The 20,899-nt window shown below is 69.1% G+C and carries 23 protein-coding genes; 15 read left to right on the top strand and 8 right to left on the bottom strand.

What is annotated here, in order from left to right; genetic code table 11:
- Positions 1-45 precede the first annotated feature (45 nt).
- From KLK06_RS08475 to KLK06_RS08460, 4 genes are read left to right on the top strand one after another with little or no spacing between them, the layout of a single operon-like run.
- Positions 46-201, top strand: a complete 156-nt coding sequence (locus KLK06_RS08475) for a hypothetical protein (protein ID WP_165959776.1) — start codon at positions 46-48, stop codon at positions 199-201.
- Positions 198-656 carry a RidA family protein gene (locus KLK06_RS08470; RefSeq protein WP_214634803.1) on the top strand — a complete coding sequence of 153 codons (459 nt, stop codon included), beginning with the start codon at positions 198-200 and terminating at the stop codon, positions 654-656. The genes KLK06_RS08475 and KLK06_RS08470 overlap by 4 nt, the downstream gene beginning before the upstream one ends.
- 58 nt (positions 657-714) lie before the next feature.
- Positions 715-1,509 (top strand): NUDIX hydrolase, encoded by a 795-nt coding sequence (locus tag KLK06_RS08465; protein WP_214635476.1) that lies wholly within the window; start codon positions 715-717, stop codon positions 1,507-1,509.
- Positions 1,506-2,294, top strand: coding sequence for an MBL fold metallo-hydrolase (locus KLK06_RS08460; RefSeq protein WP_214634802.1), 789 nt, complete (start codon positions 1,506-1,508; stop codon positions 2,292-2,294). Before KLK06_RS08465 ends, KLK06_RS08460 begins: the two co-directional genes overlap by 4 nt.
- On the opposite strand, the gene KLK06_RS08455 is transcribed toward KLK06_RS08460, so the two are convergent.
- Positions 2,276-2,956: a Crp/Fnr family transcriptional regulator gene (locus KLK06_RS08455; RefSeq protein ID WP_185069893.1), complete on the bottom strand. Its 681-nt coding sequence runs from the start codon at positions 2,954-2,956 to the stop codon at positions 2,276-2,278. The genes KLK06_RS08460 and KLK06_RS08455 overlap by 19 nt on opposite strands.
- A gap of 56 nt (positions 2,957-3,012) precedes the next feature.
- Between KLK06_RS08455 and nth the strand changes: the two genes are divergently transcribed.
- Positions 3,013-3,720: an endonuclease III gene (nth, locus tag KLK06_RS08450; protein WP_214634801.1), complete on the top strand. Its 708-nt coding sequence runs from the start codon at positions 3,013-3,015 to the stop codon at positions 3,718-3,720.
- A 39-nt stretch (positions 3,721-3,759) separates the two neighbouring features.
- On the top strand, positions 3,760-4,407 hold the full coding sequence (locus KLK06_RS08445) for a CoA pyrophosphatase (protein ID WP_214634800.1): 648 nt from the start codon (positions 3,760-3,762) through the stop codon (positions 4,405-4,407).
- Between the two features lie 49 nt (positions 4,408-4,456).
- Here KLK06_RS08445 and KLK06_RS08440 read toward each other — a convergent pair whose 3' ends face one another.
- Entirely contained in the window at positions 4,457-4,993 is a 537-nt protein-coding gene (locus KLK06_RS08440; RefSeq protein WP_214634799.1) for a HEAT repeat domain-containing protein, read from the bottom strand.
- A gap of 80 nt (positions 4,994-5,073) precedes the next feature.
- On the opposite strand from KLK06_RS08440, the gene KLK06_RS08435 reads away from it, so the two are divergent.
- The gene (locus KLK06_RS08435) at positions 5,074-6,264 is read left to right on the top strand and encodes a MarP family serine protease (protein ID WP_214634798.1); all 1,191 of its coding nucleotides are present in this window, start codon (positions 5,074-5,076) and stop codon (positions 6,262-6,264) included.
- On the opposite strand, the gene KLK06_RS08430 is transcribed toward KLK06_RS08435, so the two are convergent.
- From KLK06_RS08430 to acs, 5 genes are all read right to left on the bottom strand, one after another.
- Positions 6,261-6,704 carry a DUF309 domain-containing protein gene (locus KLK06_RS08430; protein WP_214634797.1) on the bottom strand — a complete coding sequence of 148 codons (444 nt, stop codon included), beginning with the start codon at positions 6,702-6,704 and terminating at the stop codon, positions 6,261-6,263. The genes KLK06_RS08435 and KLK06_RS08430 overlap by 4 nt on opposite strands.
- Entirely contained in the window at positions 6,701-7,621 is a 921-nt protein-coding gene (locus KLK06_RS08425) for an alpha/beta fold hydrolase (protein WP_214634796.1), read from the bottom strand. The genes KLK06_RS08430 and KLK06_RS08425 overlap by 4 nt, the downstream gene beginning before the upstream one ends.
- Positions 7,611-8,027, bottom strand: coding sequence for a phage holin family protein (locus KLK06_RS08420; protein ID WP_214634795.1), 417 nt, complete (start codon positions 8,025-8,027; stop codon positions 7,611-7,613). The genes KLK06_RS08425 and KLK06_RS08420 overlap by 11 nt, the downstream gene beginning before the upstream one ends.
- A 31-nt stretch (positions 8,028-8,058) precedes the next feature.
- Positions 8,059-9,267: a Na+/H+ antiporter NhaA gene (nhaA, locus tag KLK06_RS08415; protein WP_214634794.1), complete on the bottom strand. Its 1,209-nt coding sequence runs from the start codon at positions 9,265-9,267 to the stop codon at positions 8,059-8,061.
- 219 nt (positions 9,268-9,486) lie between these two features.
- A complete protein-coding gene (acs, locus tag KLK06_RS08410; RefSeq protein ID WP_214634793.1) occupies positions 9,487-11,460 on the bottom strand; it encodes an acetate--CoA ligase in 1,974 nt (657 codons plus the stop codon).
- A 227-nt stretch (positions 11,461-11,687) separates the two neighbouring features.
- Between acs and KLK06_RS08405 the strand changes: the two genes are divergently transcribed.
- The 8 genes from KLK06_RS08405 to KLK06_RS62980 all read left to right on the top strand — a co-directional run bounded on the left by KLK06_RS08405 (position 11,688) and on the right by KLK06_RS62980 (position 19,809).
- Positions 11,688-12,419 (top strand): oxidoreductase, encoded by a 732-nt coding sequence (locus tag KLK06_RS08405; RefSeq protein ID WP_214634792.1) that lies wholly within the window; start codon positions 11,688-11,690, stop codon positions 12,417-12,419.
- A 1,054-nt stretch (positions 12,420-13,473) separates the two neighbouring features.
- Complete coding sequence (ssd, locus tag KLK06_RS08400) at positions 13,474-14,514, top strand: septum site-determining protein Ssd (RefSeq protein WP_214634791.1); 1,041 nt, start codon at positions 13,474-13,476, stop codon at positions 14,512-14,514.
- 175 nt (positions 14,515-14,689) lie between these two features.
- Positions 14,690-15,850, top strand: a complete 1,161-nt coding sequence (locus tag KLK06_RS08395) for a TadA family conjugal transfer-associated ATPase (protein WP_214634790.1) — start codon at positions 14,690-14,692, stop codon at positions 15,848-15,850.
- Between the two features lie 597 nt (positions 15,851-16,447).
- On the top strand, positions 16,448-17,158 hold the full coding sequence (locus KLK06_RS08390) for a type II secretion system F family protein (protein ID WP_308168161.1): 711 nt from the start codon (positions 16,448-16,450) through the stop codon (positions 17,156-17,158).
- A 383-nt stretch (positions 17,159-17,541) separates the two neighbouring features.
- Positions 17,542-18,210 carry a type II secretion system F family protein gene (locus KLK06_RS08385; protein ID WP_214634789.1) on the top strand — a complete coding sequence of 223 codons (669 nt, stop codon included), beginning with the start codon at positions 17,542-17,544 and terminating at the stop codon, positions 18,208-18,210.
- A 485-nt stretch (positions 18,211-18,695) separates the two neighbouring features.
- Complete coding sequence (locus KLK06_RS62250) at positions 18,696-18,980, top strand: DUF4244 domain-containing protein (RefSeq protein WP_308168160.1); 285 nt, start codon at positions 18,696-18,698, stop codon at positions 18,978-18,980.
- Positions 18,881-19,378, top strand: a complete 498-nt coding sequence (locus tag KLK06_RS59665; protein ID WP_308168159.1) for a TadE family type IV pilus minor pilin — start codon at positions 18,881-18,883, stop codon at positions 19,376-19,378. Before KLK06_RS62250 ends, KLK06_RS59665 begins: the two co-directional genes overlap by 100 nt.
- Positions 19,315-19,809, top strand: coding sequence for an Rv3654c family TadE-like protein (locus KLK06_RS62980; RefSeq protein WP_374197101.1), 495 nt, complete (start codon positions 19,315-19,317; stop codon positions 19,807-19,809). Before KLK06_RS59665 ends, KLK06_RS62980 begins: the two co-directional genes overlap by 64 nt.
- A gap of 360 nt (positions 19,810-20,169) precedes the next feature.
- Here KLK06_RS62980 and KLK06_RS08370 read toward each other — a convergent pair whose 3' ends face one another.
- On the bottom strand, positions 20,170-20,826 hold the full coding sequence (locus KLK06_RS08370) for a trans-aconitate 2-methyltransferase (protein ID WP_214634787.1): 657 nt from the start codon (positions 20,824-20,826) through the stop codon (positions 20,170-20,172).
- Positions 20,827-20,899: the final 73 nt, after the last annotated feature.

Raw genomic sequence — 20,899 nt, 5'->3', positions numbered from 1 at the left:
GCGGTGCGCCACAGGTTGCTGGTTCCAGCACCTACGCTGGCCTTCATGAAGAAATGGGAGTACCTGACGGCTCCGGTGCTGATCCACAACACCAAGATGATCCTGGACAACTTCGGAGCCGACGGCTGGGAGCTGGTCCAGATCCTGCAGGGTGCCACGCCCGAGCAGCTCGTCGCCTACTTCAAGAGGGAGAAGCAGTGACGCCCGAAGAGAAGATCGCCGAGCTGGGGCTGACGCTGCCCGAGGTGGTCGCGCCGCTGGCCGCCTATGTGCCGGCCGTACGGACCGGCGACCTCGTCTACACCTCGGGCCAGGTGCCCATGGTCGACGGCAAGATGGCCCAGACCGGCAAGGTCGGCGCCGAGGTCGGCCTCGACGACGCCCGCGAGCTGGCCAGGATCTGCGCGCTCAACGCGCTGGCCGCGCTGAAGGCCGAAATCGGCGACCTGAGCAAGGTCGTACGGATCGTCAAGGTCGTGGCGTTCGTGGCCAGCGACCCCGCCTTCACGCAGCATCCCCAGGTCGCCAACGGCGCCAGCGAGCTGCTCGCCGAGGTGCTGGGTGAGGCGGGCAAGCACGCCCGCAGCGCCGTGGGCGTCGCCGCGCTGCCGCTCGACGCTCCGGTCGAAGTGGAGCTGATCGCCGAGGTCTCCTAGAGTCCGGATATGTCACGATGACCCGAGTGATGTTCTAGAAGGAGGTCATGTGACTGGTCTGCGACTCCCGGACGAGCTCGCCGAGCGGGCCAGGGACATCCTCGCCGGACGTGTTCAGCCGGTCCCCGCGCGGGACGCCGCCACGGTGGTGATCCTGCGCGAGGGGCCAGAGGTATATCTGCTCCGGCGCAAGGCCACGATGGCCTTCGCGGCGGGCGCCTACGTCTTCCCAGGCGGCTCGGTCGATCCCCGTGACACCGACCACGCCGTCGCCTGGGCCGGGCCGTCTCCGGCGGACTGGGGCGAGGTCTTCGGCGCGGACGAGGCCGTCGCGCGCGGCCTGGTCTGCGCGGCCGTACGAGAGACGTTCGAGGAGTCGGGGGTGCTGCTCGCGGGGCCGGGGCCCGATTCGGTCGTCGACGACACCACCGGAGACGACTGGGAGGCCGACCGGCTCGCGCTGATCGACCGGAGCCTGGCCTTCGCCGACTTCCTCGCCAAGCGCGGCCTGGTGCTCCGCTCGGACCTGCTCAAGCCCTGGGCGCACTGGATCACGCCGGAGATCGAGACCCGGCGCTTCGACACCCGCTTCTTCGCCGCCGTGCTCCCCGAGGGGCAGCGCACCCGCGACGTCGGCGGCGAGGCCGACCAGGTCGCCTGGAAACGCCCGGCCGACGCCGTCGAGCTGGCGCACGAGGGAAAGATCTTCCTGATGCCGCCCACCTACCGCACGCTGAACGAGCTGGCCGCCTGCGACTCGGTGGCGGCCGTCCTGGCCGCGCGGCGCGAGATCGTCACGATCCTGCCCAGAGTGGTGGAGGTCGACGGTGAGTTCCAGTTGGTGACGACATGAGCGGTCTGCACATCCCGGCCGGCTCACCCGACGGATCCCGTACGGCCCACGCCGAGAACCTGCTCGCCCCCAACCCGTCGCCGATGACCCTCGACGGCACCAACACCTGGATCATCGGCGGCCAGGACACCATCGTCATAGACCCGGGCCCCGACGACGAGCGGCACCTGCGCCGGGTCGCCGATCACCTGGCCGGGCGCCGGGTGAGCCGGATCCTGCTCACCCACGGCCACCACGACCACAGCGGCGGCGCCAAGCGCTTCGCCGAGCTGGTCGGCGCGCCCGTGCGGGCGCTCGACCCCAAGCACCGGCTCGGCGACGAGGGGCTCGGCGACGGCGACGTGGTGCGCGCCGGCGACGTCGAGGTGCGCGTGTACGGCACGCCGGGGCACTCGTTCGACTCGCTGTGCTTCTGGCTGCCCCAGGACCAGGCCATGCTGACCGGCGACACCGTGCTCGGCCGCGGCACCACGGTGATCGCCCACGACGGTGACCTGGCCGACTATCTGCGCAGCCTCGACCGGCTCAGGGCCATGGCCGAGGAGCTCGGCGTGGCGGCGCTGCTGCCGGGCCACGGCCCGGTGCTCGCCGACCCGATCGGCGTGCTCGACGGCTATCTCGCGCACCGGCGGCAGCGCCTCGACCAGATCAGGGCGGCCCTGCGCCAGGGCGCCAAGACGCCCCGCCAGATCGTGGAGATCGTCTACAGCGACGTGGACACGTCGCTCTGGCCCGCGGCCGAGATGTCGGTGCGGGCCCAGCTCGACTATCTGGAGCGGTTGTAGAGGCGGTCCATGTCGAGGATGACCACGGCCTTGGCCTCGATGCGCAGCCAGCCGCGCTGCGCGAAGTCGGCGAGAGCCTTGTTGACCGTCTCGCGTGAGGCGCCGACGAGCTGGGCCAGCTCCTCCTGGGTGAGGTCGTGGTGGACGCGCAGCCCGTCGTCGGTCTTGGTGCCGAACCGCTCGGCCAGGTCGAGCAACTGCTTGGCCACCCGGCCGGGCACATCGGTGAAGACCAGGTCGGCCAGCACGTCGTTGGTGCGGCGCAGCCGCTGGGCCAGTGCCCGCAGCAGATGGAGCGCCACCTCGGGTCGGCCGGTGAGCCAGGGACGCAGGTCGTCGTGGCCCAGCCCGGCCAGGCGCACGTCGGTCAGCGCGGTCGCGGAGGCCGTACGGGGGCGCGGGTCGAACAGCGACAGCTCGCCGAACATCTCACTCGGTCCCAGCACGCTGAGCAGGTTCTCGCGGCCGTCGGGCGAGGTGCGCGACAGCTTGATCTTGCCTTCGAGCACGACGTAGAGCCGGTCGCCCGTCTCGTTCTCGTGGAAGAGCGTCTGCCCCTTGGACAACTGGACTTCGGTGATGCTCGTCCGCAGCGCCGCGGCGCTCTCACGGTCAAGCGCGGCGAACAGGGGGGCCTTGCCCAGCACATCTTCGGTGTTCACTCTGCCTCCTCTGCTGCCATTGTGACGCACCCCACTCCAGGCGGCACACGTAGGCTATGGGAATGCCCACTGAGTCCAGGCTCGCCCTCGTGCGTCGCGCACGCCGGATGAATCGCATCCTGGCGGAAACCTACCCCGACGCTCATTGCGAGCTCGACTTCGGTACCCCGCTCGAACTGCTGGTCGCGACGATCCTCTCGGCGCAGTGTACGGACAAGAGGGTCAACATGGTTACTCCTACCCTCTTCGCCAAGTACCCGACGGTGGATGACTATGCGGGCGCCGACCGAGCCGAAATGGAAGAGATCATCCGCTCGACGGGGTTCTTCCGCGCCAAGACCAACAGCATCATCGGCATGGCCCAGGCCGTGTGCGAGCACCACGGAGGGGTGGTGCCCGGCAAGCTGAAGGACCTGGTCAAGCTGCCCGGCGTGGGCCGCAAGACGGCCAACGTGGTGCTCGGCAACGCCTTCGGCGTGCCGGGGCTCACCGTCGACACGCACTTCCAGAGGCTGGTCCGCCGCTTCGGCTGGACCGACGAGACCGACCCGGTCAAGATCGAGCACGTGGTGGCGGAGCTGATCCCCAAGCGCGAGTGGACGATCTTCTCGCACCGGGTGATCTGGCACGGCCGCCGCATCTGCCACTCCCGCACGCCGGCCTGCGGTGTCTGCCCGCTGGCCGCCCTCTGCCCCTCGTACGGCACCGGCCCCACGGACACCGCCAAAGCCCAGAAGCTCGTGAGATCAGGCCCCTTTTCGTAAACGGGGAAGTCCCCGAACCCCCGGCGTGTTGGAGATTGCGTGACTCAGGTGCCTGACTGGCTCGACCGGCTCGCGGCGCGGGCCGTACGGACTTCGGTGCCCTCCGGGCTGCTGCCGCCCGCCGAGGGCGGCCGGCCTGCGGCGGTCCTGCTGCTGTTCGGCGAGGGGCCGCTCGGCCCCGACGTGCTGCTCATTCAGCGCAGCTCGCGCGGGCGCAGGCACGCGGGCCAGCCGGCGTTCCCGGGCGGCGGCGTGGACCCGGAGGACGGCGGGCCCGTCGGGGCGGCGCTGCGTGAGGCGGAGGAGGAGACCGGCCTCGACCCGAGCGGCGTGACCGTGCTCGGCACGATGCCCGAGCTCTTCATCTGGCGCAGCGACAACCGGGTCACGCCGGTCGTCGGCTGGTGGCATACGCCGTCGGCGGTGCACGCGGCCTCGCCCGCCGAGGTCGAGTCCGTGGAGCGGGTGCCGATCTCCGAGCTGGTCGATCCGGGCAACCGGTTCACGCTGCGGCATCCGCGTGGCTTCGCCGGGCCGGCCTTCCGGGTGCGCGGCATGCTGGTGTGGGGGTTCACCGCGATGGTGCTCGACGCGGTGCTGCGCGAAGGCGGCCTGGAGCGGCCATGGGACCCCGGACAGGTGGAGGAGATGCCGCCCGACGTCCTGGACCTGGCCTCACGGGGCTGAACAGGGCTTCACAGGGCTTGAACGGGGCCTCACAGGGCCGAACAGAGCTTCAGACGACCGGGCCCAGGCGATCCGAGTCGCCCGTGGTCAGCGCGACGCCGAGCGCGGCCCAGCCGGCCACGTCGGCGTCGCTGTCGGCGGCCAGCGCCCGTAGCGCGTTCAGCCCGGCCCGGTCCGGCGGGTCGCCCAGCACGTGCTGGAGCGCGTACGCGGCGCCGTACCTGACGCGTGGGTCGCCGTGCACGGCCAGGTCCAGCACGGACGGCAGCGACCGGCGGTCGGCCAGGTGGCCGAAGGCGATGAGCACGGAGTAGAGCACCATGACGTCGTCATCGCTGGCCGCCAGATAGCGCAGGACGGGCAGCGTCCGGTCCGCGAACGTCTTCAGCATGCCCATGATGTCCACTCCCAGCAGGCGCTGGGTGACGTCGTCCGCCGCGCAGAGCCGCCGCGCCTCGATGAAGGACTCCAGATCGTCGCGCTGCCGTAGTACGGAGATCACGTGCCAGCGCACCGCCCCGTCGGGATCGGCGTCGTCAAGAGCTGCTTCGATGAGGCCGCGCACTGTTTCGTCGGTCGGCGGCATGCCGCCAAAGGTAGCCAGCCGGTGACGACGTCCTTGGGAAGACGTGCACACTTGACCGGATCGCTGGTTACCTTTGAAGCGTGCGCGGTGATCTGCTTGACCTCATATTGATCGGCCTCGTGATCGCCTTCGGCATCTCGGGTTACCGGCAGGGCTTCATCATCGGCGTCATGAGCTTCGTCGGTTTCGTCGGCGGGGCGGTGCTCGGGGTCTTCATCGCGCCTCCCATCGCCAAGGCCGTCGTCGGCGGTGACACGCCTCAGGCGTTGCTCGCGATCGTGATCGTCTTCCTGGCCGCGACGATCGGCCAGTTCGCCTCCTCGACCATCGGCGCCGTGGTGCGCAGCCACGTCACCTGGGAGCCGGCCAAGGTCGCCGACGCGGTCGGCGGCACGTTCGCCAGCGCGCTGTCGGTGCTGGTGATCGCCTGGCTGATCGGGTCGCTGATCGTGTCGACGGCCTTCACCCCGCTCGTTGACCAGGTGAAGAACTCCATGCTGCTCACCACGGTCGACGACTCGATCCCGCAGACCGCGCGCAACTGGCAGCAGCCGTTCAAGAAGTTCGTCGACCGGTCGGAGTTCCCGCCGGTGTTCGACGCCATCGGCGCGGGCCAGCTCGTCGACGTGCCGCCGCCGGCGCGCAGCATTTTGCAGGGCGCCAAGCTCGGCCGGGCGCAGCGGGCCATCGTCAAGGTGCAGGGCAACGCCGAGAGCTGCAACAAGCTCATCGAGGGCACCGGGTTCGTCTACGCCAAGGACCGGATCATGACCAACGCGCACGTGGTCGCCGGTGTCACACGTGACCTGCAGGTCCTCGCCTACGACAACAAGCGCCACCCGGCCACGGTCGTCCGCTACAACCCGCAGCGCGACATCGCGATCCTGTACGTGCCCGGGCTGGACCTGCCGCAGCTCTCCTTCGACGGCACCGCGGAGAAGGGCGACAACGCCATCGTCGCCGGGTTCCCCAAGGGCCAGGGCTTCACGGCGGAGCCGGCTCGCATCCGCAGCCAGCTCGACGCCGAGGGCCCTGACATCTACCACAGCTCGAACGTCACCCGGAAGGTCTACGCGATCCGCGGCAAGGTGCTGCCCGGCAACTCCGGCGGCCCGCTCCTGACCGTGAACGGGCAGGTGTTCGGCGTCGTCTTCGCCGCCGCGGTCAGCCAGGAGGACACCGGCTACGTGCTGACGGCCAACGAGGTCAAGCCCGACGCCGACCAGGGCAGGAACGACACCACGCCGGCCGGCACGCAGGAGTGCGACTAGCCGGGCAGCTCGCTCAGGATCAGCTCGATGGCCTGCTCCGGGTCGGTGTCCTGGCTCAGGCCCGACGCCGCCCGGCCCACCGAGTCGTACGGCTCACCGTACGACTGCACGCGGGCGGCGCCCCGGCCGAAGAGGGTCAGCGCCCCGCGCCCGTTGCCGCGTTGGAGGTGCGTCAGCCCGACGCAGATCTGCGCCAGCCCCTGCCACAGCTCGCGCTCGTCGTCGGGGGCGCACTTCCAGCGGCCCTCGAACACCTCGTGCGCGTTGAACGGCATGCCCTCGCTGAGGAAGTGGCGCCCGTCGGCCAGAGCCTGCGGTGTCGAGGGCGCGTAGTCGTCGGGCACCCGGTCCACGCCGGTCGAGCCGTAGGGCAGCGGCCGGCCGTAGGCGTCGCGTGGCCGGGCGTTGCGCGGCTTGCCGTCGGGGTCGCGGTCTCTCATCGGTCAGGCTCCGGGTCGGACAGCCAGCCGATCAGCTCGGCATCGAACACGTCGGGGGTCTCCTCATGGGGGAAGTGGCCTGCGCCCTCGATCAGCCGCCACTGGTAGGGAGCGGTCACGTAGCCGCCCGAACCATGGGCGGTGCGCGGCAGCACCCGGCGGTCGAGCGCGCCGTGCAGCTGCAGGGTGGGGGCCTCGATCTCAGCCTTCATGGTCCTGGCGAAACGCAGGCCGTCGGGACGGAACTGGGAGCGGCCGAACCAGCGGTGATACTCCAGCGCGCAGTGGGCGACGGCCGGGATGCGGAAGGCCTCGCGGTAGACGCGCGCGGTCTGCGCGTCCGGCCAGTCCGAGCCCGACCACGCGTCGAGCATCTTGCCGACCAGCGAGCCGTCGTTACGGGTGAGCCGGCGCTCGGGCAGCAGCGGCAACTGGTAGCCGATCGCCGGGCGGGTCGCCCGTAGCTGGCCGAACGGGTCGGTCAGCAGCGACCTGCGCATGCGCAGCGGGTGCGGCGCGGACACGGTGACCAGCCGGCGCACGCACTTCGGGTCGAGCACCGCCATCGTCCAGGCGAGCAGGCCGCCCCAGTCGTGGCCGACCACGATGGCCCCGGTCTCGCCGAGCGCGCGGATCAGGCCGCTCGCGTCGCCGGCCAGTGTGGGCAGGTCATAGCCGCGCGGCGGCTTGTCGCTGCCGCCGTAACCGCGCAGGTCCACCGCAGCCGCGCGGAACCCGGCGGCGGGCAGCGTCCGCAGCTGGTTGCGCCAGGTCCACCAGAACTGCGGGAACCCGTGCAGCAGCAGGACCAGCGGCCCCTCACCGGCCTCCACGACGTGGAAGCGGGTGCCGCCGGCGTGCACCGCGCGGTGCTTCCACGGCCCCTCGATCTGGACGACTGACTCGTCAGGCGCCATCACTGGTCACCGGCTCTATCTCCTTCTCCGGAGTGGCGATCTCCTTGAGGCCCTTGATCGACCTGGTCGTACGCTTCATCCCGGCGAGCCCTTTCAGCCTACGCGTCCCGATGAACACCAGCAGCGCGGCCACCACCAGGTAGAAGACGGTGACGATGAGGAAGGCCACCCAGTTCGGCAGCCACTGGGCGAGCACGAAGGCGATCGTGAACGAGGCGAGAATGAGGCACAGGTGCGCCATGAAGGCGGCGGCGGCGAACAGGCCGCCGGCCGTGCCGACCCGCTTGGCGTCGAACCTGAGCTCGGCCTTGGCCAGCTCGATCTCCGAGCGGACCAGGGTCGAGATGTGATCGCTCGCCTGGGCGACCAGTGAGCCCAGGGATTCTTCCTCGGGAGTCTGCGGCATGAACGTCTCCTATCGAGGCCTGGTGGCCCTGTCAAACATCATCCAGCGCGATGCGGCGCTTGCGCACCCGTACGTGGAGCAGTACCGCCGCCAGGACGGACGCGGTGAGGCTGGCCGCGAGGATCCCGGTCGTCACGGCGTCGGCCCGCTCCCGGTCGGCGCCGAAAGCCAGGTCGCCGATCAGTAGCGACACCGTGAACCCGATCCCGGCCAGCAGCGACACCGCCGCCATGTCCCGCCATTGGAGCTCTTCGGATAGTTTCGCCAGGCCAAGCCGTACGGACAGCCAGGCACCGCCGAACACACCCAGGAACTTCCCGATCACGAGCCCCGCTACCACTCCCAGAACTACCCGATCGGAGAAGATACCGCCGAGGCTGGAGCCGTCGAGTTTCACCCCCGCCGACAGGAACGCGAAGACCGGCACCGCGAAGCCCGCGGAGATGGGGCGGAGGTAGTGGTCGGCGGCCTCCGCGGGGGAGCGGGTCTCGTGCTCTCGCGTCGTGACACGGGTGAGCAGGCCGAGCGCCACCCCCGCCACGGTCGCGTGCACACCGCTGGCCTCCACGGCGTACCAGGCGCCCACGGCCAGCGGCAGGTACATCCACAGCTTCCCGGCGCCCGAGCGCTGCAGGATCCCGTATACGGCGATGAGGGCGGCGCCGGCCAGCAGCATGAGCAGGTTCAGGTGGTCGGTGTAGAAGGCGGCGATGATGGTGATGGCGCCGAGGTCGTCGACGACCGCGCTGGTCAGCAGGAACGCCCGCAGGGCCGGGGGCATCGCGCTGGCGGTCACGGCCAGCACGGCGAGCGCGAAGGCGATGTCGGTGGCGGTGGGAATCGCCCAGCCGCGCGCCGCGTCCGGCGCCCCCCAGCTCACCGCGAGGTACACGAGCGCGGGCACGGCCATGCCGGACAGGGAGGCGACGATGGGCAGCGCGGCCTTACGGAGGTTGGCCAGCTCCCCGTGAACGAACTCCTCCTTGACCTCCAGCCCGGCCACGAAGAAGAAGACCGTCAGCAGGCCGTGCTGCGCCCACTCATAGAGCTCCATGGGGCCGAGCGCGGTGTGCTGGAGCGCGGCGTAGCCGCCGTGCGCGACGTTGGCCCAGATCAGCGCGGCGACGGTGGCGGCGAGCATGACGATGCCGCCGACCGTCTCCGCGCGCAGCGCCTCGGCCACGGTGCGTGCGTAGCGGACGGTGGGTGGGAAGGGCCATTTCTCGGTGGTCTTGCGCACGGGGTCTCCTCTGGCGGGTGTCGCGAGGATCGCTTCCCCGTGACGCCGACCCGACTTCCCGGCACACCGCTATCACCCTAACCCGGTAACCGGCCCAGAACGCGCACGTCACGGCGGCCGGCCCCGTGCGGGTTCAGCGGCCGTTCCCCTGGAGGCCACCCGCCACGTGCGGCGGGTGGCGCCAGGTTGGCTGTGCCGTAAAGGCGTAAAGGGCCTTTCTTAGTCTTCGCTCTTCGCGGACGGGAGCTTCTCTGAGATGAGGTCCATCACGGTGCTGTCGGCCAGCGTGGTGACGTCGCCCACGCTGCGGTTCTCCGCGACGTCGCGGAGCAGACGGCGCATGATCTTCCCCGAGCGGGTCTTGGGCAGCTCGGGCACCACCAGGATCTGCCGCGGCTTGGCGATGGGCCCCAGCGCCTTGGCCACGTGGTTGCGCAGCTCAGAGGCGATGTCGGCGCCCTCCTCCGCGGTGCCGCGCAGGATCACGAACGCCACGATTGCCTGCCCGGTCACCGGGTCGGTCGCGCCCACGACGGCCGCCTCGGCGACCTTCGGGTGGCTCACCAGCGCGCTCTCCACCTCCGTCGTGGAGATGTTGTGGCCCGAGACGAGCATGACGTCGTCGACACGGCCGAGCAGCCACAGGTCGCCGTCCGAGTCCTTCTTGGCGCCGTCGCCGGGAAAGTACATGCCCTCGAACCGGCTCCAGTACGTGTCGATGTAGCGCTGGTCGTCGCCCCAGATCGTCCGGAGCATGGCCGGCCACGGCTCACGGATCACCAGGAAGCCGCCACCGCCGTCGGGCACGCTGTTGCCCTGGTCGTCGACCACGTCCGCGCTGATGCCCGGCAGCGCGCGCATCGCGGCGCCCGGCTTACCGCTGGTGACGCCCGGCAGCGGGCTGATCATGATGGCGCCGGTCTCGGTCTGCCACCAGGTGTCGACGACCGGGCAGCGCTCGTGGCCGATGTGCTCGCGGTACCAGACGTACGCCTCGGGGTTGATGGGCTCGCCGACCGAGCCGAGGATGCGCAGGCTGGACATGTCGTACTTGGCGGGGATGTCGTCGCCCCACTTCATGAACGTCCGGATCGCCGTGGGGGCGGTGTAGAGGATCGTGATCTTGTACTTCTGCACGATCTCCCAGAACCGGCCCCGGTGCGGGGTGTCGGGAGTCCCCTCATAGATGACGCTGGTCGCGCCGTTGGCGAGCGGGCCGTACACGATGTAGGAGTGTCCGGTCACCCAGCCGATGTCGGCGGTGCACCAGTAGATGTCGGTCTCCGGCTTGAGGTCGAAGACCGCGTGGTGCGTCCAAGCCGTCTGGGTCAGGTACCCGCCGGTGGTGTGCAGGATGCCCTTCGGCCGGCCGGTGGTGCCGCTGGTGTACAGGATGTACAGCGGGTCCTCGGCGTCGTGCGGCTCGGGGGTGTGCTGGTCGCTCTGCCGCTCGACCACGTCGTGCCACCACACGTCCTTGCCGTTCGTCGCCACGTCCTGGCCGGTGCGACGGACTACCAGAACGTGCTCGACCTGCGGGCACTCGGCGACGGCCTCGTCCACGGTCGGCTTGAGCGCCGAGGGGGCGCCGCGGCGGTAGCCGCCGTCGGCCGTGATGACCAGCTTGGCGTCGGCGTCGTCGATGCGGCTCTTCAGCGCGGTCGCCGAGAACCCGCCGAACACCACCGAGTGGACCGCGCCGATCCTGGCGCAGGCCAGCATCGCGATCGGCAGCTCGGGGATCATCGGCATGTAGACGGCGACGCGGTCGCCCTTACGCACGCCCAGCTCCAGCAGGGCGTTGGCGGCCTTGCTGACCTCGGACTTCAGATCGTTGTAGGTGAGGGTACGGGTGTCGCCCTCGGGCTCGCCCTCCCAGTGGTAGGCGACCTTGTCGCCGCGGCCCTCTTCGACGTGGCGGTCGACGCAGTTGTAGGCGACGTTCAGCTCGCCGCCGACGAACCACTTGGCGAACGGCGCGTTCCACTCAAGCGTGGTCTCCCACCGCTTGGCCCAGGTCAGCCGGTCAGCCGCACTCTCCCAGAACGCGAGCCGGTCGGCCGCCGCCTCGGTGTACGCGGCGGAGGTCACATTCGCCGCCGCCGCCAGGTTGGCCGGCGGTGCGAACCGGCGGTTCTCCTGCAGCAGGTTCGACAGCGCCTGGGGCTCGTTGCCAGGGGTTTCCGAGGCCACCTCGTACTCCTTCTATGGCCAGATCTGACAGGTCGGGTCCCACTCCACCAGGTCACCTGCTCCGCACACAAGAGGTCTAGACAGGTCTGTACATGTGGCGAAGCGCGGCTGATCCGGTTATCAAGTGGTCTTACACGTGCTATTGAACTGTTGTCATCTTGGCACCAAACGAATATGGAACGAGCCAATGGGTGGGTTTATTGGGTCCCCCGCTAGTGTTGAATCCCGTGAGTGATCCACTGGCTGTCATCGCGGCACTTCCTGGCGTTCCCGAGGCGGTGGAGGAGGCCAGACAGGCCGTCGACGGGCTGTATCGCCATCGCGTCCTGCGCCGCGCGAGCCCGGCGGTGTCGGCCGAGTCGTCCCTGCGCGGAGCGCGGGCGTCGGCGGCCATCGAGGGCGTCGACGTGCCCCTGGACGAGCTGCGACAGGGCTCGGTAGAGGATCCCGTCGTCCAGGGCGCCCTGCGCGCGTCGGCCGAGCTGGGCCGGCTGGGCTCCACCTGGCGCAAGGCCCCCCGTCAGGTGCTCGCCCGCCTGCACACGGTCGCCGCGGCCGGTCTCACGGACTCACTCGGCCGGCCGCGCACCCCGGACGAGGAGCTGGCCGCGCGTCTGGAGAGCTTGTTCGGGCTGCTCGAAGCGCCCACGAAGGCGCCCGCGCTCGTGCTGGCCGCCGTCGTCCACGCGGAGCTGGCCGTGCTGCGCCCGTTCGGTACGGCCGACGGCGTCGTCGCGCGCTCGGCCGAACGGCTCACACTGGTCGAGTACGGGCTGGACCCGAAGTCGCTGGTGGCCGTCGAAGTGGGGCATCTGGAGCTGCCCTATGCCGATGGCCTGCGGGCCTACCTGAGCGGATCGCCCGACGGGGTGGCGGCCTGGGTACGACACTGTGCCGCCGCGGTCACCCTTGGCGTACGCGAGACGACCGCGATCTGCGAGGCGCTGCAAAGAGGCTGACATACCCGAGGCTGACATAGCTGACGGCGTCTCAGTCATGAGACGCCGTCGGCCGATACGTCACACCGGGTTACCAAGCGTGCACCTCTATTCGTCGGAGCGGGACAAGCCCGTCACGACGCGCCTCCCGCGGCTGGTCGCGCGTGGGTGCCTGGTTGACGCACCCGGACAAGTGGTCCGTGTCACCTTTGTACGACGGATCCGCCCTGATGGGAACCCCTGGGAGCAAGACCTTTACCCGGGCGAGGGCCTCCGGGGGCGGAGATTTCGCGCGACCGGGGGTTTTGCTGTGGTTATCAACCTGTGACGATCACTCTGAGTGAGCTGCTTTATGTGATCGTTATGAGGGGGCGAAAAAACTTGGCGAAAATGCGAGATTGCTCCTCGACGAAACTCGAGTTGATCGGGCAGCATACGGGGGTATCTCTTGAAACTGGAGCGACTGTGCATGGGTTTGCTTTGCCAGTCTCTTGCCATGCTCTGGTCAAGTGATGAAAGCTTTCTTCTGAAACGGGACCGGCTCTACCCCCCCGGAGCCGGACCGATCAGGCGACCCCCGCTCTCCCCCCCGGCGGGGGTCGCCCCTTTTCTGGGCGGCTCGGGTCTGCTTGCTGTGCTCGGCTTGGATCCGGGCGGTCGGCAGGGCGCCCGCACTAGCTGCCGCGTCCGAGTCCCCACAGAACCCTGGCCCTTCGGCCCCCTGGCCCTTCGGCCCCCTGGCCCTTCGGCCCCCTGGCCCTTCGGCCCCCTGGCCCTTCGGCCCCCTGGCCCTTCGGCCACGGGGCCGTCCTCCGGCCGCGTGCTCCACAGGCCTTTGTCCAGCGGTCCCGTCGTCCACAGGACCTCGGTCTTGTGGACGGTCTCATAGTCCGTCTTGCGATCTAGCTAGTAGCCGTCCACCGGGACAGACTCCCTCCCCGCCTCCTCCCATCCCGTTGTCCACACGCCCTCCCTCCTCCAGCCCCGTCATCCACAGAACCACGTTCGGCGGCCCGCCACTCCACCCTCCCGACGCATGGTGTACCTCCCAACCACCAGATCAGGGAGGCCCCTCATGCACCGCCCACTGGTCATCACCGAAGACCGAGACCTACTCGACGACCTCGTCCGCATGGCCGCCGCAGCCGGAGCCCAGCTCGACGTGGCCCACGCCCCCGCCCACGCACGCCCTTTCTGGAACCTCGCGCCCCTGGTGGTGATAGGCGGCGACCTGGCCGACGCGATGGCCGCCACCTCACCCCCCGCCAGAGACGGCGTGCTCCTGGTCACCCGCGACCCAGAAGACCCCGACAGCTGGCGCCGATGTGTGGCAGTGGGCGCCCAGGCCGTCATCGACCTGCCAGGCGGCGAGCGGCGCCTTGTGGAGGAGTTCGCCGACGCCATGGAGCCCGATCCCCGCTCCGGCGTCGTACTCTGCGTCATCGGCGGCCGGGGTGGGGTGGGCGCGAGCGTCCTGTCGGCCTGCCTGGCCCTGCGCGCCTCCGGCGACCGCCTGCGCACGCTGCTGATCGACGCCGACCCGCTGGGCGGCGGCATCGACGCGTTGCTGGGACAGGAGGAGGCCAGCGGCGCGCGCTGGGGAGACCTGGTAGCCCGCGAGGGCCGGGTCGGTTCGGCAGCCCTGCAGGCCGCGCTACCGGCGTTCGGCGACCTGACGGTCCTGTCCTTCCACCGCGGCGAGGTACGCGCGATCCCCGCCCAGGCCATGCGCTCAGTGCTGGAAGCCGGACGCCGCGGCTTCGACGTGGTGGTCGTCGACCTCCCGCGCCACCTCGACCCCGCCGCCATCGAGGCCCTGACAAGGGCGAGCGGCACACTGCTCGTAGCCACGGCCGACGTACGCGGCGTCCTGGCCGCCGCCCAGGTCCTCACGGAGGTCAACCGGCACACCTCAGACATCCGCGCGGTCATCCGCCCCGGCGTCCTCGACGACGACGTGGTGGCGAGCTCCCTCGGCATCCCCTCCGCCGGCCACCTACCCGACCAGCCCCGCCTCCCCACCACCCTGAACCGCGGCGAACTCCCCAAACTCGGCCCCCGCACCGTCCTCGGCGCCCTCTGCACATCCCTCCTACGCGACCTACTCCCGCCGTGACGAGACCCGCACCCTCACTCGACGCTTTCTGGTGCTACCGGACTCACCGGGACGAAATGACGAAGGGCACCCTCCACGGCGGGCGCGCTGTCTCCCGGTCGGCCAGAAATTAGCGCATGCCAGCCCAGAAGCGAGCACATGTCAGCACAGAAACAGACCACAGAGAAATGAGCACATGAACCCGGGCGTTTCACCCGAGCTGATCGAGGCCGTCCGCGTACGGCTGGCCCGGACCGGCGTCGAACCAAGCGCCGCCCAGGTAGCAGTAGCCCTACGAGCCGAAAAATCCGTATACGGCGACGCAGAGATCCTCGCCGTAGCCCGTTCCCTCTGCGCCGACCTCATAGGAGCAGGCCCGCTGGAGCCCCTCCTGGCAGAACCCGACGTCACCGACGTCCTGGTCAACGGCTCTCGCGAGGTATGGGTCGACGACGGCCACGGCCTCCGCAGGACCTCGGTGACGTTCACCGACGACGGCGCCGTCCGCAGGCTGGCCCAACGCCTGGCGGCCGCCGCCGGCAGACGCCTGGACGACGCCTCGCCGTACGTGGACGCCAGACTGGCCGGAGGAGTACGCCTCCACGCCGTGCTCCCGCCGATCGCCTCAGGCGGCACCTGCGTGTCGCTCCGCCTGCCACCGAGACGTACGTTCACCTTGCCCGACTTGGTGGCGGCAGGCACGATCCCACCGTCGGCAGTACCACTACTGACGGCCATCGTGACGGCCAGGCTGGCATTCCTAGTGACAGGCGGCACCGGCACAGGCAAGACAACCCTCCTATCAGCCCTGCTGTCGCTGGCCGACCCAGGTGAACGCCTGCTTCTCGTAGAAGACTCAGCCGAACTCCGCCCGCTCCACCCCCACGTCGTCCGCCTGGAGTCCCGTCCGCCAAACCTCGAAGGCGCCGGCGGCGTCGGCCTACGAGACCTGGTACGCCAGGCCCTCCGCATGCGCCCAGACCGCGTAGTGGTCGGAGAGGTCAGGGGCGCCGAAGTAGTGGACTTGCTGGCCGCCCTGAACACCGGCCACGAGGGCGGCTGCGGCACTTTGCACGCCAACGCGGCCGCCGACGTACCGCCCCGGCTGGAGGCACTGGGATGCGCAGCAGGCTTGAGCAGAGAAGCCGTCCACAGCCAACTCGCTGCAGCCTTGGACGTGGTCATCCACCTGACCCGCAACCGCTCCGACAGCCGCCGCCGCGTAGCGGAAATCTGCCTCCTGTCGAGATCTTCGACAGGCTTCGTCGAATCCGAAACCGCCCTGACCTTCGACACAAAAGGCCACCCGCGCACCGGCCCAGGACACGACGCCCTGACAGAGAGGACTCACCCGTGACCAACTTCGCGTCGTGGCGAACACGTCGCCAACCGGATCCGCCAACGACCACTCGCCGAGCGATACCCATGAAAACGTCACCTCCACGCTGCACCCCAGCCGTATCACCAGCCATACACAGGCAGCGCGACCAGGCCAAACGATAAGCAAGATGCAGCCCGCGACCGAAGCCGAGTCACGCGTCACGTCCCCCGCGAAGCTCGCCGGCCCACACCGCACCCGGCAACGTTTGTCCTACGCCCAGACCATTACTGAGAGCTCCTCTCGTACGTCCCCCGCCTCGTACGTCCGGCGACGTGTCGTACGCCCCGACCATGACCGAAGAGCACCCGACCTGTGCCCCCACCCAGCCGTAGCGCCATCAGTGAAGTCCGTACAACCAACCCGTACCTCCACTGGCCCTTACCGCCACCGGTGAGCCTCACTCGATCCGCACCGCCCCCGGCGAGGCTCACCCGACCCCGTACCGTCGCCGAGCCACCGACCCCGCACCGTCACTCACCCCGCACCGTCATCGGCCAGGCTCACCCGACCAGACCGCACCGTCATCAGCCAGGCTCACCCGACCAGACCGAGACGAGCAGGGAGCGTAAACCCGTGATCGCAGCCCTCATGGCTGCATTGTCCACAGCAGCCGCCATATGGCTGTGGACCGGCCCAAGCACCGCCACAGCCCGCCTCGACAGGCTGACCTTCACCCGCGAGCCCTTCCAGCAGCGATCCATAAAACACCTGATCACCCGCCCCAGCCCAGCCCGCCGCGCCGACGCCTGGCGCCGAGCATCGATCGAGCTCTGCCAAGCCCTCTCAGCCGAACTGACCGCTGGCCGCACTCCAGGCGAAGCTCTCACCAGAGCGATCACCGCAGTCGACTTCCCAGACCCGGATGCCCTGCGCCCGGTGATGGCGGCGGCAAGAGACGGCGGCGACGTGTCCACAGCTCTCATATCCGTGGCACCGCAGCAAGGCGGCGAAGGACTACGCCGCCTGGCCGCCTGCTGGAGCGTCAGCGTGACCGTAGGCGCAGGACTAGCCGCCCTCGTAGAACGCGTCGGCAGCACGCTACGTACAGCCCAAGCCCACCGCCAGGACGTCACGGCACAATTGGCCGGCCCTCGCACCACCGCGAGAATGCTGGCCGCACTGCCCGCCCTGGGCCTCCTCATGGGAAGCGCACTGGGAATGCACCCACTCGCCTTCCTCTTCGGCAACCTCCCCGGCCTCGCCTGCCTCACGGCCGGTATCGCCCTCGACGCCTGCGGCCTGTGGTGGACCCACCAGATGGCGACCCGCGCTGAAAACTCGTAGCCACGACCCGCCCGGACCTCCGCCACGACCCGCCATCACCGCCACCACCATGGCCGCCACCGCCATGGCCGCCATGGCCGCTGAGAGGCGCCCGCTTCAGCCCGTCCACTTCAGCGGCAGCCACCGGCTCATTGGCTTCTATCTCTTTCCTCAAGCGATCGCACCGCACAGCCGACCGGAACGGATCCCCGACGATGTTCGAACTGCTCTCCGCAGCCTGTGCCTGCGCAGCAACCTGGCTATGGATCTCACCGACAACCCCGGCCGAACGCCTGACCCGCCTGCTCCCGCCAGGAGCAGCCGCCCAAAACCGCCCACACCACCACGGACCACAACGACCCACACGCTCACCTTCCGCAGGGCCAGATGCCAACACGTCCCCCATGCGACCGGATACCGACACTCTCTCCCCACCAACCTGGCTCGATCACCCCGCCACTTCACCCCAACCGATCACCCGCCGCACGATCGTCGGAGCCCTCGGCGCCGCCCTCATCGCCGCTCTACTCATCGGCGGAGCAGCCGGCCTGATAACGGCCCTGCTCATCGCCCCCATCGTCGGCGTGGCCCTACACAGACGAGACGACCCAGAAACCCGTCAAGACAGCAAACAGATCACCGCCGACCTGCCGTTCGCCGCCGACCTGATGGCAGCTTGCCTCCTCGCCGGACAGCCGGTCAGCGCGGCCACTGAGATAGCAGCAGAGGCGCTGGCCGGCCCACTCGGCCAGCGCCTGTCGTGGGTTAGCCGCCAACTCCGACTGGGCGCCGACCCAGACCCCACATGGGCCTTCCTCGCCCGAGAGCCGGCCACGGCACAACTGTCACGAGCAATGAGCAGAGCCGCTCAGACCGGCGCCCCAGTGGCAGACGTCCTGACCCGCCTAGCCAACGACGCACGCGAATCCACCCGAGCCACGTCTGTGGCCGCAGCCAGGACCGTGGGCGTAAAGGCAGTAGCGCCTCTCGGCCTGTGCTTCCTACCGGCCTTCGTCCTGCTCGGCATCATCCCCATCGTCGCCGGCCTCGCAACCGCCATCACCTTCCCGTAGCACCCACCCCGAGACCAGCCCGTGCGTCGGGGTCAGCCTTCCCCCCGGGACCGGCCTGCCTTCCGGGACCGGCCTGCCCTCAGGATCGGCTTGCCCCCTGAGACTGGCCTGCTCAGGATCGGCCTGTGCCCAGGAATTTGCCTGCCCGGACTCCGGGGCGGGGCCTGAGTTCCCGAACCCGCCTGAAACCTGGAGTCGGCCTGCGCCCTGGAATTGAAACCTGCCAGTGCTCCGCGGAACCCGCGTGAGCCCTCGAACCGGCCCGGCCTCAAATTGGCGTGGGTTTCCGACCCGACCCGACCCAGGCGCGGGCGGTATCCCATCGCCCTATCGCCTATCCACAGGTGCCCTATCACCTATCCACAGGCCGCTCCGACGCCTCCACTTATCCCCAGAACCACGTTCGGGCCGTCCGCCGCATACAGCCTTCAGGCACCGTTGGACCCACGCCGGACAACGCCCGGCCCCGATCACCTGGAGGCACCATGCACGATGCGGCAACCACCCCGAACGCTGCCGCCACACCCCCAGAAGACCAACTGCTCGCCAAAGCGGCCAACCCAGCCGCCCGCCTCCACCGCTGGCTCGGCGACAGGTGGGCCCGCTGTTCGGGACCGCTCCGCGATCGCGGCATGTCCACAGCCGAATACGCGGTGGGCACGATCGCCGCATGCGCCTTCGCAGCGGTGCTGTTCAAGGTGGTCAGCAGCCCAAAGGTGCAAGTGATGCTCTCGAAGCTCATCGACCAAGCACTCAACGCAGCCGGATGACCCCACTCCAGGCTGCGGTCCCCAAACGCGTGAAGCGTTCAACATCGCGTCTGAAGCGGCTGGCATCGCGCGGCTCGGTGACGGCTGAGACCGCCATGGTCCTACCCGCACTCATGGTCGTCTTGGCCGCCGCATTGTGGGCGATCCAAGCAGTCGGGGTCCAGTTGGAGTGCGTCGACGCGGCGCGCGCGGCAGCGAGGGCCGCCGCCAGAGGCGAGCCGCTGGACAAAGTCCGCGAACTCGTTCAATCCGCCACCCGGCCCAACGCACAGGTGGACATCAGCCGCAATCCAGAGAGTACAAAAGTAGAGGTCTCGGTGGAGGTACGACCAGCATGGGGAGCGTCTCTGCCCGCCGTACAAGTAGCCGCCTCCGCGACCGCCGACACAGAATCATGACGTACTGGCACACATGGGCGAAGAAGCATCGGGAGTCAACGTTCACCAAGCAAGCAGACCGTGGCTCCGCGACATTGTGGGGCGTCGCCCTCATGGGCCTGCTCATGACGGTCGCCACAGCTTTCGCCGCGGTGGGCTCCGTACGCGTCGCACGCCATCACGTACACGACGCAGCCGACCTGAGCGCGCTTGCCGCAGCCAGGCTTGCGATCGTCGATCCTCAAGCCGCCTGCGACAGGGCGAAGATCGTAGCCACGAAGAACGCCGTCCAACTCCTCCAATGCACACTCACGGGTGAAATCGCGGATGTCCGAACCTCGCTGACCATCACCCTGCCCGCCATAGGGACACGAACCCTGACCGGCAGAGCCCGCGCCGGCCCAAGCGAGTACGCGGACCCGGCAGAGCGCCCAAGGACCGAAGCCCCATGAACCGAAGCCCCATGGACCGGAGTAGGGAAGCGACCGGGGGAGCACGACCGGAGCGGGAACGCGGACAGACCAATCACCTACAAGAAATGCGGGCTGGATAAGCATGCATGGACACGAGTAGTGACGCGGCCTGATAGCTGGTAAACGCGCTGGCCTGTGGGGTGGACACGGTAGGGCGCGGACAAGCAGCCCAAGGCCGACGGACCTGGTGAACGAAGGCGGGCGAGTGGATGATCAGGACCTCGCTCAGCTAGGGCGCGGACATCCGGACCCACTCGGAGCGGGAGACCACCTTGGTGATTCGGGCACGTACGCAAGACCGCAGGTGAAAGACCCTATCCGGCGGTTCTCCTGGGCTGGTCAGATCCGCGTGCCGCTGAGCAACAGGAAGAGCGGAACGCGGCGGCGACGCGCCAACTCGGCCAAGTCGCCGTCGAACCGCTCTTCCCGAGGAGCGCACTCACGCAGAGCCGACAGCGCAAACCCGGCGTTCACCAGCGCATCCACATAGTCCTCAACAGTCCGATGAAACCAGGTGACACTGCCACCCAACCAGTTGCGCTGCCGTGGCCCCTTGAGGAAGTAGTCGTCGACGATCCAGTTCGTGCGGGGCTCCTGCGTCCCGGCGTCATAGGAGCTGAGAACAGGATGAACAACCGAAATGACCATCCGCCCACCAGGCGACAGGCATGCCTGGCAAGCCATCAACACCGCTGCAAAATCCTCGACGTAGTGCAGTGCGAGACGAGAAACGATCAGATCGAACGACGACGGCGGAGCGGCAAAGTCCTCCATATCCACCTGCTCAGCACGCCCACAGGTGCCCCGAAGAGTCTCGCTGGCAGCCTCGACCATGGCTGCAGAACCGTCCAAGCCCAGATAACTACTACAGCCAGCGTTCAGCAGAGTCCGCCCGATGGCCGCGTCACCGCAGCCGAGATCCAAAACCCGCAGGCCGGTGACCGTGCCCATCGCGTCCAGTAGCGCGGGCTCCTCCATGACGTGGTTGGGGCTCATCACTCCGCTGTGACGATGGTCGAGATACCTCTGGGAGGTCGTGGGCGAGTCGTAGAAAGAGCCACCACGCTGG

This window comes from Nonomuraea sp. NEAU-A123 (assembly GCF_018603905.1).
Taxonomy (GTDB): domain Bacteria; phylum Actinomycetota; class Actinomycetes; order Streptosporangiales; family Streptosporangiaceae; genus Nonomuraea.
The sequence above is the reverse complement of the archived record's forward strand: the minus strand, read 5'-3'. Positions and strand labels throughout refer to the sequence as shown.

Coding starts and splice junctions, on each gene's coding strand:
- KLK06_RS08475 (WP_165959776.1), top strand. CDS start 46: ATGAAGAAATGGGAGTACCTGACGGCTCCGGTGCTGATCCACAACACC.
- KLK06_RS08460 (WP_214634802.1), top strand. CDS start 1,506: ATGAGCGGTCTGCACATCCCGGCCGGCTCACCCGACGGATCCCGTACG.
- nth (WP_214634801.1), top strand. CDS start 3,013: ATGGGAATGCCCACTGAGTCCAGGCTCGCCCTCGTGCGTCGCGCACGC.
- KLK06_RS08440 (WP_214634799.1), bottom strand. CDS start 4,993: ATGCCGCCGACCGACGAAACAGTGCGCGGCCTCATCGAAGCAGCTCTT.
- KLK06_RS08430 (WP_214634797.1), bottom strand. CDS start 6,704: ATGAGAGACCGCGACCCCGACGGCAAGCCGCGCAACGCCCGGCCACGC.
- KLK06_RS08425 (WP_214634796.1), bottom strand. CDS start 7,621: ATGGCGCCTGACGAGTCAGTCGTCCAGATCGAGGGGCCGTGGAAGCAC.
- KLK06_RS08420 (WP_214634795.1), bottom strand. CDS start 8,027: ATGCCGCAGACTCCCGAGGAAGAATCCCTGGGCTCACTGGTCGCCCAG.
- ssd (WP_214634791.1), top strand. CDS start 13,474: ATGCACCGCCCACTGGTCATCACCGAAGACCGAGACCTACTCGACGAC.
- KLK06_RS08395 (WP_214634790.1), top strand. CDS start 14,690: ATGAACCCGGGCGTTTCACCCGAGCTGATCGAGGCCGTCCGCGTACGG.
- KLK06_RS08385 (WP_214634789.1), top strand. CDS start 17,542: ATGCGACCGGATACCGACACTCTCTCCCCACCAACCTGGCTCGATCAC.
- KLK06_RS62250 (WP_308168160.1), top strand. CDS start 18,696: ATGCACGATGCGGCAACCACCCCGAACGCTGCCGCCACACCCCCAGAA.
- KLK06_RS59665 (WP_308168159.1), top strand. CDS start 18,881: ATGCGCCTTCGCAGCGGTGCTGTTCAAGGTGGTCAGCAGCCCAAAGGT.
- KLK06_RS62980 (WP_374197101.1), top strand. CDS start 19,315: ATGGGGAGCGTCTCTGCCCGCCGTACAAGTAGCCGCCTCCGCGACCGC.
- KLK06_RS08370 (WP_214634787.1), bottom strand. CDS start 20,826: ATGAGCCCCAACCACGTCATGGAGGAGCCCGCGCTACTGGACGCGATG.